This is a genomic window from Actinocrinis sp. (assembly GCF_035946395.1).
Lineage (GTDB): Bacteria > Actinomycetota > Actinomycetes > Streptomycetales > Catenulisporaceae > Actinocrinis.
The window spans coordinates 1-12,601 of record NZ_DASYZI010000140.1; the positions used below are offsets into that span (position 1 = coordinate 1).

The 12,601-nt window shown below is 69.3% G+C and carries 10 protein-coding genes; 5 read left to right on the forward strand and 5 right to left on the reverse strand.

Annotation, left to right across the window (positions count from 1 at the left end; all coding sequences use genetic code 11):
* Positions 1-1,951, forward strand: a 1,951-nt coding sequence (locus VGS97_RS08665; protein WP_326852761.1) for a glycosyl hydrolase family 28 protein, incomplete at its 5' end; no start/stop codon positions are given.
* A 181-nt stretch (positions 1,952-2,132) separates the two neighbouring features.
* Positions 2,133-2,954 (forward strand): hypothetical protein, encoded by an 822-nt coding sequence (locus tag VGS97_RS08670; protein ID WP_326852762.1) that lies wholly within the window; start codon positions 2,133-2,135, stop codon positions 2,952-2,954.
* Between the two features lie 53 nt (positions 2,955-3,007).
* On the opposite strand, the gene VGS97_RS08675 is transcribed toward VGS97_RS08670, so the two are convergent.
* Positions 3,008-3,880, reverse strand: a complete 873-nt coding sequence (locus VGS97_RS08675; protein WP_326852764.1) for an SGNH/GDSL hydrolase family protein — start codon at positions 3,878-3,880, stop codon at positions 3,008-3,010.
* Between the two features lie 96 nt (positions 3,881-3,976).
* Complete coding sequence (locus tag VGS97_RS08680; protein WP_326852765.1) at positions 3,977-4,822, reverse strand: phosphatase PAP2 family protein; 846 nt, start codon at positions 4,820-4,822, stop codon at positions 3,977-3,979.
* 118 nt (positions 4,823-4,940) lie between these two features.
* On the opposite strand from VGS97_RS08680, the gene VGS97_RS08685 reads away from it, so the two are divergent.
* The gene (locus VGS97_RS08685; RefSeq protein WP_326852766.1) at positions 4,941-5,585 is read left to right on the forward strand and encodes a class E sortase; all 645 of its coding nucleotides are present in this window, start codon (positions 4,941-4,943) and stop codon (positions 5,583-5,585) included.
* Positions 5,586-5,671: 86 nt separating this feature from the next.
* Positions 5,672-6,316, forward strand: a complete 645-nt coding sequence (locus VGS97_RS08690; protein WP_326852768.1) for an HAD-IA family hydrolase — start codon at positions 5,672-5,674, stop codon at positions 6,314-6,316.
* Between the two features lie 36 nt (positions 6,317-6,352).
* Here the strand turns inward: VGS97_RS08690 and VGS97_RS08695 are convergent, their stop codons facing one another.
* Positions 6,353-9,325 carry a YfhO family protein gene (locus VGS97_RS08695; RefSeq protein ID WP_326852770.1) on the reverse strand — a complete coding sequence of 991 codons (2,973 nt, stop codon included), beginning with the start codon at positions 9,323-9,325 and terminating at the stop codon, positions 6,353-6,355.
* Between the two features lie 281 nt (positions 9,326-9,606).
* On the opposite strand from VGS97_RS08695, the gene VGS97_RS08700 reads away from it, so the two are divergent.
* The gene (locus VGS97_RS08700) at positions 9,607-10,476 is read left to right on the forward strand and encodes a glycosyltransferase family 2 protein (RefSeq protein WP_349262054.1); all 870 of its coding nucleotides are present in this window, start codon (positions 9,607-9,609) and stop codon (positions 10,474-10,476) included.
* A 118-nt stretch (positions 10,477-10,594) separates the two neighbouring features.
* Here VGS97_RS08700 and VGS97_RS08705 read toward each other — a convergent pair whose 3' ends face one another.
* On the reverse strand, positions 10,595-11,401 hold the full coding sequence (locus tag VGS97_RS08705) for a class I SAM-dependent methyltransferase (protein ID WP_326852773.1): 807 nt from the start codon (positions 11,399-11,401) through the stop codon (positions 10,595-10,597).
* A gap of 19 nt (positions 11,402-11,420) precedes the next feature.
* The gene (locus VGS97_RS08710; RefSeq protein WP_326852774.1) at positions 11,421-12,557 is read right to left on the reverse strand and encodes a glycosyltransferase; all 1,137 of its coding nucleotides are present in this window, start codon (positions 12,555-12,557) and stop codon (positions 11,421-11,423) included.
* Positions 12,558-12,601: the final 44 nt, after the last annotated feature.

The window sequence follows — 12,601 nt, forward strand, 5'->3', positions numbered from 1 at the left end:
CGCGCTGGTTGGCGCGCTCGTGGTCGTCGCACTGCCGAGCACCGCCAGTGCTGCGGCTGGAGCCGGCACGTACACCATCGTCAACAACGCCAGTGGTCTGTGCCTGGACCTGCCCGGCTCCAGTACCGCCGCCGGCGTGCAACTGGACTTGCAAGCCTGCACCGGGGCAGCCAACCAGTCCTGGACCCTGACTGCTTCCGGTAGTGGGTTCGCCATCACCACTCCGGTCAGTGGTCTGTGTCTGGGCATCATCGGCAACAGCACTTCCGCTGGCAAAGCTGTTCAAACCCAGGCCTGCAACAACACCACCATCCAGCAATGGACCCCCACCCCCAGCACCACCGGCAGCACGTTCTACCACGTGATCAACACCGGCGCTGCCAAATGCCTCAACGCCAGCAGCAGCGACACCACGCCCGGCACCCTGGTCGTGCAAAACAGCTGCGACACCAGCGCCACCAAATCCTGGGACCTCAACCCCACCACCACACCCACCAACACCCCCAGCACCACCCCCACCAGCACACCCAGCCCCAGCCCCAGTTCCAGTCCCACCGCATCCGCAACACCCACCCCCACCACCACAACACCACCACCGCAGCCCGGAGAACCGAGCGTGCCCGGTACGTGTGCGACAGTGGCGGCGCAGCTGGCCAAGCCGAGCAACGAACTGTTCACCAGCGCGCAGGAGTCCGCGCCGCCGGACACCTCCCGCATCCAGTCGGCGCTGAACACCTGTGCCGGCACCGGGAAGGCGGTGGAGCTTCAGGTGAGCGGCGGCAACTCGGCGTTCCTGTCCGGGCCGCTGACGATCAACGCCAGTGAGGTGCTGCTGGTCGATACCGGCGTCACGCTGTACGCCTCCCGCAACCCCGCCGACTACCAGATCTCCGGCCAGCCGACCTGCGGCACCATCGGCGCCGCGGACGGCAGCACGATGGGCACCGCCACCGGCTGCCTGCCGTTCATCGCCATCCGCGGCGACAGTTCCGGCGTCATGGGCACGCAGAGCGGCTCCGGTTCGCAGGGCACCATCAACGGCCGCGGCGACCAGGACATGCTCAACACCAGCACCACTTGGTGGGCGCTGGCCGAATCGGCGCACAGCGACACCACCAAGCAGCAGGAGAACCCCAAGCTGATCACGGTCTACGGCGCGTCGAACGACACGCTGTACCACATCAGCCTGACCCAGTCGCCGATGTTCAACGTGCTGGTCGACGGCGGTAGCGGGTTCACCGCGTGGGGCATCCGGATCGACGAGCCGGACAACGCGCGCAACACCGACGGCGTCGATCCCGACAGCGCCAGCAACGTCCTGATCACCGACAGCTTCATCAACGACGGTGACGACGGCGTCGCGGTCAAGGCGGACGCCGGCGGCCCGGCGACCAACATCACGGTCAGCAACAACAACTTCTGGGGCATCCACGGCCTGTCGGTCGGCAGCCAGACCAACGGCGGGGTGTCGAACGTCACCTTCTCCGGCAACAACATCCACGGCGGCACCGACATCCACGGCACCACCGCCTCCAGCAACAACGGCGCGCGGGTCAAGAGCGACACCAGCTTCGGCGGCACCGTCACGGGCGTCAGCTTCGTCAACACCTGTGAGACCGGCGTCGAGCACCTGATCCTCATCGACCCGCAGTACCTGAGCGGCAACGGCACGACGACCCCCAACTTCGCGGGCATCACCGTCAACGGCCTGAAGGCGGTCAGCTCCTCCTCCGGGAAGTCGACCCTCAACGGCTACTCCGCCTCGTTCCCGCTGAACCTGACCCTGGAGAACGTGCAGCTGGACGCCACCAGCGTCGCGTCCCAGTATGCCAATATCAAGATGTACAACTCCAACATCTCGCCCTCGGGCACCGGCGTCACCGTGACCAGCTTCACCGGGACCGGCAGCGTTCCCAGCTGTAGCAGCCTTCCGGCCTGGCCCGGCCTGTAAGCCGATCCGGACCGCCTGAAGCGCGCCGAGCGGCGGGCCGCCGGTACTGGCCGGCGGCCTGTCCGCACGGAACGGCCCGCAGGCGCGCACTGGTATTCGAGACCGGACAGAGTCCTCTTCGAGACCTGCACGCAAGCCTCCCGCGCTCCGGGGCGGCGGTGTGACGATGACTCGCATGTCAGTGAGCGCTCCGATCGGCGTCACGCCGTCTGCCGTGCCGCCCGGCTTGTTGTCGGCCTGCCGGGACCTCGCGGTGCGCTATCGGGGGATCTACTCGCCGGAGACCGTCCTGCGTACGGCGTATGAGTCGTATCAGCTGTTCGTCGCAACATCGGGTTCGGCAATCCGGACGGGTGAAACGGCTGACGCTGTGGACAGTGATGAAACCGTGGACAGTGCAGGGGAAGCCGCGGTCGTTCACGCGACCCGTTTCGCGGCGGACTGGCTCGCTGACGCGGCGCGTGGCCGCATGGTTCAATGCGCAGTCCAGCGCGCGGTTTCACCGATGGCGCGGCGGCCGCGCGTGCTGTTCGTATGCTTACATGGCACGGGCCGCGCCCAGATGGCGGCGGCGCTGCTGCGCCGACGTGCCGGCGGCCGGGTCGCCGTGCTGTCGGCCGGGCCGGTGGCGGGCCGTGCGATTCAGCCGACGGTCGTACGGGCCATGGCTGAACTCGGTATCGGCATATCCGAGGAGTATCCGCAGCCGCTGCTCGACGACATCGTGCGAGCCACGGATGTCGTCGTCACGATGGGTTGCGGTGACATCTGCCCGGTCTATCTGGGCAAACGGTATCTCGACTGGCAGCTGCGCGATGCGGTCGGGAACGGCGTCGCGGCGGTTCGATCCGTCCGGGACCAGATCGATGAGCGCGTGGAACACCTGCTGGAGGAGATGACGGCGAATCGCGCGCGGCGATCCGGACGTGCGGACCATTCGCAGAATACGCACCGTGGTGAGGCCATCGAAGTGATGGCCTCACCACGGTCGTGCCCGAACTAGGAAAGCTTGGAGAAGGCCGGGATCCGGCCGCCAGCAGGAGCCGTCAGGAGCTGTCAGGAGCCGAGAGCGGCCTCGACGGCCCTGGCCATCGCGGCTTCGCCTGCCGCGTTCGGATGGAAGGGCGCGGCGGCCGCGAGCGGTATGGCGCCCTCGATCCACTTCGTCCCGGGCAGCTGGCAGATGTCGTGCCCGATCGTCGGCGTGTACGTATCTACGTACCGTGCGTTGTTCGCGGCGGCGACGGTGGCGAGCATCGCGTTGAGCCGCTTCTCGGTCGCCCTCAGGTACGACACGTCGCCATACGCGAGAGGCTGGAGCGGCCAGCAGCCGTTGTTGTACTCGGGCAGGATGTCCGGATAGCCGACCACCAAGACCCCGGCCTGCGGGGCACGCTGGTGGATGGCTTGCAGCACGGCGGCGACTTTCGGCGCGGTCGCGTTGATCGCGGCGGTGAGCTGGTCGGTGCCGCCCGTGGTGTAGTGATCGGTGCAGGGGTCGCCGAACGGGCTGGTCAGGCTCTCGGCCGCGCAGGTCAGGATGATGTTGAGGAAGCCGATGTCGTTGCCGCTGATGCCCAGGGTGACCAGGCTGTCGGCGGAGGTGACCGCGTTCAGCTGCGGACCATTGATGGTGATCGGGCCGTCGGCCTGGGAGTGTGCCATGTTGTCGGTGGTCGCGCCGGCGCAGCTGGCGTCGGAGAACGCCGAGAAGCCGCGTGCGCCCGCGACCAGCGACGGGTAGTTGCGGTCGGAGCGAAGACAACCGAGGTCGACCTGGTTCGGGATGAGCGGGCCGGACACGTACGAGTCGCCGAGGGACACGTATGCGCCGGTGGGAGCAGCCGCGGCGGCGGTCGCGGTCGTGGCGGCGAGTAATAGCGCGCCGCCGATGACCGCCGCGGTGCGAGTGCGCATGGCGAGAGGCATGGGGGACTCCAAGCGCGACAAGATGAAGGTTGACGAGTGCGAGTAGTGGGTTACTCGCCAGTAGCTATGCAGCTGCCGGTGATACTGGACGCCCCGTTACCTCACGTCAACAAGGCTGCCGTGCTCAACGTCCTGCTTGGCCAGGTCTTTACGCGCCGTCACGTGCCGCCGCAACAGCGTCCTTACGGTCCGCTGCGCGATCAGCGCCGCGACGAGCAGCACCACCGCGACGATCCCGTCGGCCCAGTAGTGATTCCCGGTGGCCGTGACGACGAATATGGTCGCAGCCGCGTGCGCCATGCCCAGGTAACGCCATCGTGAAGTGCTGACCCGGTATGCGCACACGGCGACCAGCACGGCCCAGCCCACGTGCACCGACGGCATCGCCGAGAGCTGGTCGGGATCGAACCCGCCGGCCGCGCTGTAGACCGACTGCCCGTACTTCACCGCGGTGTCGACCATGTCCAGGCCCGGGATCATCCGCGGCGGGGCGACCGGGATCAGCTGGATCAACAGGCACGCCGCGGTGACCAGGGCGATCGTGGTGCGCCAGCGCGAATAGGCCTCCTGATGCCAGGCGAACAGCCAGACCAGGAAGAAGATCATCACGCCGAAGTGCATGATGTCGTAGTACAGGTTCGCGGCCTGGACGATGACCGGATGGGGCAGGATCCACCCCTGGACCGTGCGCTCGCTCGGCAGCAGCGCCGAGCGCTCGGTGTTCCAGATCCACTGCCCCCGCCCGACCGCGGCGTACGTTCCCGAACCCGCCAGCGAGCCGGCGAACTGCCATAGCCCGTACAACCCGATGATCAGCGCGGTCTCGCGCAGAAACGGCTGGGCGCGCTGCCAGGCCCGCAGCCGCCGCAACACGACCCAGCCGGCCGTGAGCAATCCGGCGACGGCCACGGCCTCCTGCCAGGTCCACATCAGGTTCGGCATGCTCGGCCATTCTGCTAAGCGGTGATCCGGACTCGGCTGATTATCCGATCTTATGAGTCAAGGGACTTGGATGAGTGTTGCTGCCGGATACTCGGGCCCGGGCGGCAAGATGGGGCTTATGTTCTGGATTGTTGCCCGTACCCTGTTTCGTACTGCCGGCGAAGTGATGATCACATGCGGCGTGGTCATTCTGCTGTACATCGTCTACCTGCTGTGGTGGACCGACGTCGTCGCACACCGGGCGGCTGCGGGCAATGTGTGCGAGCTGGGCCGGGCGTGGGCGAAGTCGGAGTCGATCGTGCCGGCGCCGGGACAGCCGTTCGCCACGATCCAGATCCCCGGCATCCGCAATCCGGAGACCTGGCCGGTGCTCGACGGCATCAAGCAGCCGGAGCTGATGCAGGGCGTCGGCTGGTATCCGACGACCCAGCTGCCCGGCCGGGCCGGCAACTTCGCGGTCGCGGCGCATCGGCGCACGTGGGGCGACATGTTCCGCTACCTCGACGAGGTGAAGGCCGGCGACAAGATCGTGGTGCGCGAGGGCAACACCGTGTACACGTACCGCATCGTCAAGGATCCCGTGTACATGCCGGCGACGGCCGTCGAAGTGCTCGCCCCGATTCCCGGCCGCTCGGGCCTGAGCCGGCCGGGCAGCTACATCACGCTCACCACCTGCGATCCGGTGTTCAACGCCTACCGGAGGATGGCCGTGTTCGGCACGCTGGAGTCCGAGCACACGACCGCGAGCGTTCAGGTCTGCTGAATGCGCAGTGCTGATCGCGGGCAGGCTGCGTGCTTCACATCTGCGGTTAACGGTCCGTTCCCACGGTCCGGTTAGACTCCGCGATCATGCGCTTCGAGGTGGACGCCCTGCTGTTCGACATGGACGGAACGCTGGTCGACTCCACGGCTTCGGTCCTGCGCAGCTGGGACACGGTGTCCGCCGAGTTCGCGATTCCCGGCGAACTTCTCGCCGTGGTGCCCCGGCACGGCCGCCCGGCTACCGAGATCCTCGCCGATCTGGTGCCTCCCGACGTCATCGGTCCGGCCGCCGCACGGCTGGACGAGTTGGAGATGACCGATACCGCCGACGTCAAGTTGCTGCCCGGTGCCGCGCAGCTCATGGCTGCCGCTCCGCTCGGGCGCTGGGCCGTGGTCACCTCGGCCGGGCGCGCGCTCGCCCGGATCCGGCTGGCTGCCGCGGGGATCGACGCGCCGCGCGTCGTCACGATCGACGACGTGAGCCGTGGCAAGCCGGACCCCGAGCCCTTCCTGCTCGGCGCGAAGCTGCTCGGCGTCTCGCCGGAACGGTGCCTGGTCTTCGAGGATGCTCCGGCCGGGCTCGCGGCGGCGCGCGCCGCCGGGGCGAGCACCGTCGCCGTAACGACCACGCACACCGCCGATCAGCTTGAAGCCGATCTGATCGTCCCGGATCTGACGGCGGTCCACATCGAGCGGGGCGGCGACGGGCAGCTTGTCGTACTGCGGCGGTGACGTTCGGTTCGCAGCCATTCAGCGACTATTCCGCGACTATTGCGCCGCAATGCCGCCGAGGCCGGGCTCTGACTTGCGCCGCCGCCTGATCCACCACGCCTCGCCTATGACAACAGCCACCAGGATCACCGCCGTCCCGGCCGTGAGCGTGTACGCGATGGTTCCGTGCGGTGCGGCGAAGTTCAGGGTGACGGTGTGCGTTCCTGCCGGGACCGAGACGGCTACCACGCCCTCGTCGGCGGGGAGCAGTGGTGCCTTCTTGCCGTCCACGGCGGCCGTCCAGCCGACCTGGTCCGCGTCCGCAACTACCAGATAGCCCTGGCCGTTCGCGTTCACCGTGGCGGACACGGTGTCGAGGCCGTCCTCGTCCACGTCCACCGAGGCGGGCTGGCCGGCGGCCTGCGGGCCGCCGCTGGAGAGCAGCACCGAGTCGCCGTCAACCTGCCCGGCGGCGAGCATCTGCACGCGCTGGTTCTGATCGGTGACGACCTGGCTGTTCGACGCCCAGCGGATGCGCGGCTGCGCGGTCGTGCGCTGGTAGATCGCGCTGGTGCCCACGTGCACCAGCTTCAGGCCGTCGGCGGCCCCGGCCACCGTGGTCAGCGCCGGAGCGGCGCCGTTGGTCGCGGCCAGCGTCAGCGGGGCGGTGGCGTGCAGGGTGATCGTCGCGGTCAGCCGGGTGCCGGAGGCCACCGAGTCGGCCGTCACCGGGAACAGGAACGGGTCGCTCGTGTTCAGCTCGTTGGTCATCCGCTTGGACTGGGCCACCTGCGTCCCGGACGGGTCGCGCAGCGTGACCTGGATCCAGCTGTCCGGATCGCTGGCGCCCAGGGCGTCGGGGATCGTGCCCTGTGCCGTGATGCCGACGCCGCGCAGCGCCCCGATCGCCGGGACCGGCTCGCTGACCGACTGCCCGGGGCGCAGGGTGAGCTGGGAGCCGTCGCTCTTCGCCGCGGTCTCGGTGCCCAGGATCGGGTCGCTGAGCGCGGTCACGAAGTACTTCGTGCCGAGCGTGTCGAGGATCGGGCTGGTGGCCGCGGCGGTCGAAGCGTCGATGTCGATGTAGGTCGCGAACGGCACCGGGTTGCCCGGGATGCCCTTGAGCAGCGCGGTGAACGCGGTGTTGATGAACGCGTGCCCGTCGACCGAGCGCAGGTCGTATGCCACGTTCGTGCCGAAGACCATTCCGCTGCCGCCCGCCGCGTACCGCTGCTCGCCGAGGTTCGCGGCCAGATACGAGTGGGTGTCGGTGACCGGGTAGAACGTGTCGGTGCTCGACTTCGGATAGTACTCGGTCAGCAGGTTGATGCTCTGGCCCGCGATCAGCAGCGGCAGCGCCGCGGCGGCGGCGAAGCGGATCCTGCGCCACGTCCGCTCGCCGCCGGGCAGTTCCCGCCGCCGCGCCGCGATCCACAGCAGCGCCACGCAGGCGATCGCGGCCAGGATCAGCAGCCACGAGTAGATCATCTGGTGCCAGAACGTCGGCCACGGCGTGCCCGGGGCGTGCGCCTGCCTGAGCAGCCGCTGCTCGGTGCGCGAGTCCTTAACGCCGAAGTACATCAGGACCGCGGTGACCCCCGTCGTGACCACCACGACGCCGGCCGCCCAGCGTGTGCCGGACCGGGACCGGGCCGCCGCGCGGTGCCGCAGCAGCAGTTCGAAGCCGACGCCGGCCAGCACGGCCAGCAGGAAGCCGAGCACGCTGCGGGAGCGGCCGATGTAGTTGATCGAGAACACGGAGCGCAGTCCCGGCAGGTCCTGCACCGCCACCAGCGGCCAGCCGCCGAGGTAGATCAGCCCGCCCCAGGCCAGCGTCGCGGCGGCGAAGAAGACCCACACGCCGCGCGGCAGCATCGCGCGCGCCGAGCGCTGCAACGCGAAGGCCACCAGCACCAGGACCGCCGCCGCCGCGCTGATGTAGCTCAGCGACTCGACGAGGTTGGGGCCGACGTAGGACACCGGCGGGTTGTTCGCGTTGACACCGCCGAAGGCCCAGGGGGCGAACGCGGTCAGCAGGGTGGTCGGGTCGAGGTGCTGTGCACCGTTCTGCGCACGGCCGTCGGTGTACCAACTGTGCAGGAATGCGGAGAACGGCAGTAGCTGGAACGCGGCCAGCCCCACGCCCGCCGCCGCGCCCAGGCCGGTGCCGACGAGCGGCCGCCATGCCTTGCGCAGCGTGGAACGGTGCTCGACGGCGATGCGCGTCAGTGCGTACGCACCCGCGGTCAGTACCGCGTAACCGGCGACTGCGGGGAAGCCGCCGAGCAGCATCGAAGCGAGCGGGAGGGGGATCAGCGCCGCGTCGCGCAGCCGCCGCTCCTGAAGGTACCGCTCGATCGTCCAGAACAGCGCTGGAATGAAGGCCGCCACCCGGGTCTGCGGGAAGTTCAGCCACGCGACCACGAAGCCGCTGGTCGCGAACACCATGCCGGCCGTGATCGCGGCTGGACGGGACAGCTTGAGCCGGCGCAGGAACAGGTAGCAGCCGCCGACGCAGACGAGGACCTCAAGCAGCCGCTCGTAGGCCGGGGCAAGCCACGTCGGCAGCGCGTAATAGACGAGCGAGAGCGGGGAGGCCAGCGCGTAGTTCGGCGTCGAGGCGAGCGGCACGCCGCCGCTCATGTACGGATCCCACTGGCCGTTGGTCAGGCCGCCCTTGAGCGCCGACTTGTACAGGATGACGCTGGGAAAGAGCGAGGTGTACGTATCGTCGAGGTATGCGTTGGTTGTCGTGCTCCCGACGAATCCGGACTCGGCGTAAGGACTCTCGCCGACCATCTCGCTGGTCGAGGTCAGGGACGAGGTGCCGATCAGCGGAGTGCCGATGCCCCAGAGCGCGAACAGCGCCACGGCGAGGAGCGAGACCACGGTCAGCGCGGCCGGCCGCCGCCGTGCGCCGGAGCGGGCCGCCTGGCCGTCCCCGCTCGCCGCGCCGTCGGGCACCTCGCCCGGACGGCCCTGCACAGCGCTGGGGTTCTCGGTGGTCACGGCGTCGGTTTCCCTGGTCATCTGTTCCCGTTGCAAGTTCGGAAGCGGCGGCGTGCGCGGCCGGGACTGAGCGAAGATAGAGAGCCAGCATGAAGGCTAGCTGAGCCTCTCCTGCCGCAGGGCGAAGAGTTCCGGCGGGCGCGTGGCCAAACGTTAGCAGCGCTGACTACCCTGGGGACGCCCACGGTCCAACTGGAAGGGAACCTGCACGAGTGTTGCTCACAGATCCGGCCAAGCCGACGGCCGCCGCGGCGTCGGCTGACGGCACGCCATCCCGCGGCGGCGAAAATCCGCACGTCACGGTGGTCCTGCCGTGTTACAACGAGGACGCCCACGTCCTGATGGAGATCAAGCGGATCAGCGCGGCGCTGGACGGCGCCGGGTACAGCTACGAACTGCTCGCCGTGGACGACGCGTCGACCGACACGACGCTCCAGGTGCTCCTCGCCGCCGAGGAGGAGTTCCCGAACCTCAAGGTGGTCGCCTTCCGCCGCAACGGCGGGGCCGGCACGGTGCGCCGGATCGGGTCGCAGATGGCGCGCGGCGAGATCGTCGTGTGGACCGACGCGGACATGACGTATCCGAACGAGCGCATCCCCGAGCTGGTCCGGATGCTCGACACCGACCGGAGCATCGACCAGGTCGTCGGCGCGCGCACCACCGAGGAGGGCACGCACAAACTGCTGCGCGTCCCGGCGAAGTGGCTCATCCGCAAGATCGCCGAGCGGCTGGTCAACCAGAAGATCCCGGACCTCAACTCGGGTCTGCGGGCGATGCGCCGCGAGGTCGCGCAGCCGTACCTGCGGCTGCTGCCCCCGGGGTTCTCCTGCGTCACGACGATCACGCTGGCGTTCCTGTCCAACCAGCACGACGTGGCCTACGTGCCGATCGAGTACGGCAAGCGCTCCGGCGTCTCGAAGTTCAAGTTCGTCAAGGACGCCTACCGCTACATCCTCCAGGTGCTGCGGATGGTCATGTACTTCAACCCGCTCAAGGTCCTGATGCCCCCGGCGCTCTGGCTGGTCGGTATCGGTGCCGCGAAGGGCGTCTACGACCTGGTGGCGCACCCGCTGCGGATCGCCGGGGACACGGTGCTGGTCTTCCTGACCGGAATGATCATCGGCGCGATCGCGCTGCTCGCGGACCTCATCGTCCGCTCCCGGGGCGAGTGACACCCCGGTGCAAGTAGGTGGTAGCGCTGTGGGCGGCGTTACCACCTAGTGCTGTAGCGGCCGGCCTTAGCTTGCAACAAGGCGCGCCAGGGCAGGGCTAAGGTCGGCCGCCACAGCACTAACCAGCAGCCCGCTGGCTCGCCGGCAGTTGCGCCCTGGCGACCAGACCCGTGCCGTTGCGCGGGAATCCGCGCTGCATGTACCGGAACGGGGCGGTGCCGAAGCGGGCGACCCCTCCGTACAGCGAGCCGCGCGGCTGGTACAGCCGGGCCGAGGCGCCGGTCAGTTCCTCCATCGACGCCTTGGGCGCCGCGGCCAGCCGCCGCCGGCCGACCACGTTGCGTCCGGCCTCCAGCAGGAAGCCCAGCGGCATCCCGTACTCGCGTACCTCGACCCGCTCGAAGCCGGTCTTCTCCAGCAGCGCGGTCAGGCCCGCGGGCTCGTAGCGGCGGAAGTGCCCGGCGATCTCGTCGAAGGCGGAGAAGCGGGCCTGGTGCGCCGGGACCGACAGCAGCAGCCAGCCGCCGGGGCGCACCCGGCTGGCCCAGGACTCCAGCGCCCCGCCGTCGTCCTCGATGTGCTCCAGCACCTCGAAGGCGCACACCAGGTCGAAGCACTGGTCGGCGGGCAGGTCCTCGGCAAGCACGTTGCGCACCTCGCCGCGGCCGCTGCTTGCGATACGCGCCTCGGCCACGGCGAACGACTCAGGGCTCGGCTCCAGCCCGAGGTAGTCGTACTGCGCGGCGAGGCGCACACCGACCGCGCCCATGCCGCAACCGATCTCAAGGACGTCCCGTACGGTCGGCGGGATCATCCGGCGGACCAGGTCGTACCGCAGCCAGGCGTTCGGCGCCAGCGGGGCCAGCCGGTCCAGCGCAGTCCGGGTCGGCGCGATGCTCGGTCCGTTCGCGCTGTGGTCGCTCATTGCGGGGCCTCTCAACAGCTCACGTGGGTCGTCGTACGGCGGCGGGGACGAGTTCGTCGAGCCGCTTGATCAACGGTCTGACGATCTGCTCGGAGGCGAACGAGCTTAGCGCGAGGTGCGCAGCCGCCTCGCGGGCCCGGCGCAGCCCGGCCCGGTCGCCGGCCAGCCGCAACAGCGCCTCGGCGAGCGCGTCCGGGTCTCCCGCCGGGACGAATACGGCGGCCTCGCCGAGGGTCCGGCGCTGCGGGGCGGTGTCGGAGGTGACGATCGCGCAGCCGGCGGCCGCTCCCTGGAAGACCTTGTTCGGCACCACGCGCAGCGCCTTCGGACCGGTGCCGAAGATCCCGAGACACACGTCGTGCGCCGCGACCAGCGCGGGCAACTCGTCCGGGGCGACCCAGTCCAGCCAGCGCACGGCGCCGTTGGCCGAGGCCGCCTGCCGGGTCTCCGCCGCGTCCTGGCCCTTCCCGATCATGGTCGCCTCGACCGGTGAGCCGGAAAGGCGCGCAAGGGCCTTTCCGATGACCGGTGTTCCCTGGAGCGGGGTGTACAGCCCGAAGAACAGCACGCGCAGCGGCGGATGCTCCCGCGTGCCATCGGCTGGATCATCAGCTGGCGTAAGGGCGGCGTCGAACCACGTACGCGGCGCACCGACCGGCACCACCACGGCGCGGTCGCGGTACTCCGGAGGCAGAGTGCTGAGGTGCTCGTCGGTGTCCACGACGACCAGGTCGGCCGAACGCAGGGCGCCGGAGTCGATCGCGCGCAGCAGAACCTGCCGGAACCCGCCGGACAACTGCCGGTCGCGCGCCGTGTCGCTCGCGCCGATGAGGTGGTCGAGGACGATCGGGGTGCGCCGGAACAGCAGGCGGGCCAGCCGAACGTCGAAGTGTCCGAGGTAGCCGACGAGCACGAAGTCCGGCCGCGGCTGGCGGCGGGCGATGCCGATGAGCCGCAGCCAGCGCCGTGCCAGTGTGCCGAGCAGCACCGGCACTCGCCACGGTTGCGCGAGAATGGCCACGCGCGCGGCGGTGTCCAGGCCGAGCGGGGCGTTGCACTCCTGCACCTCGTAGCCGTGAGCGCGCAGGCCGTCGGCGATGATTCCGACGCGGGGGTGCGCTTTGACGTCATAGGTGCCGAACACCGTCACTCGCATGCCACCAGACAATAGCCGGGATGCCTGATGCGGAATGCCCGTTA

Bases quoted from the DNA above. Each gene is read 5' to 3' on its own strand.
- VGS97_RS08675 (WP_326852764.1), bottom strand. From the start codon at position 3,880: ATGCCTCTCGCCATGCGCACTCGCACCGCGGCGGTCATCGGCGGCGCG.
- VGS97_RS08680 (WP_326852765.1), bottom strand. From the start codon at position 4,822: ATGCCGAACCTGATGTGGACCTGGCAGGAGGCCGTGGCCGTCGCCGGA.
- VGS97_RS08685 (WP_326852766.1), top strand. From the start codon at position 4,941: ATGTTCTGGATTGTTGCCCGTACCCTGTTTCGTACTGCCGGCGAAGTG.
- VGS97_RS08690 (WP_326852768.1), top strand. From the start codon at position 5,672: ATGCGCTTCGAGGTGGACGCCCTGCTGTTCGACATGGACGGAACGCTG.
- VGS97_RS08695 (WP_326852770.1), bottom strand. From the start codon at position 9,325: ATGACCAGGGAAACCGACGCCGTGACCACCGAGAACCCCAGCGCTGTG.
- VGS97_RS08705 (WP_326852773.1), bottom strand. From the start codon at position 11,401: ATGAGCGACCACAGCGCGAACGGACCGAGCATCGCGCCGACCCGGACT.
- VGS97_RS08710 (WP_326852774.1), bottom strand. From the start codon at position 12,557: ATGCGAGTGACGGTGTTCGGCACCTATGACGTCAAAGCGCACCCCCGC.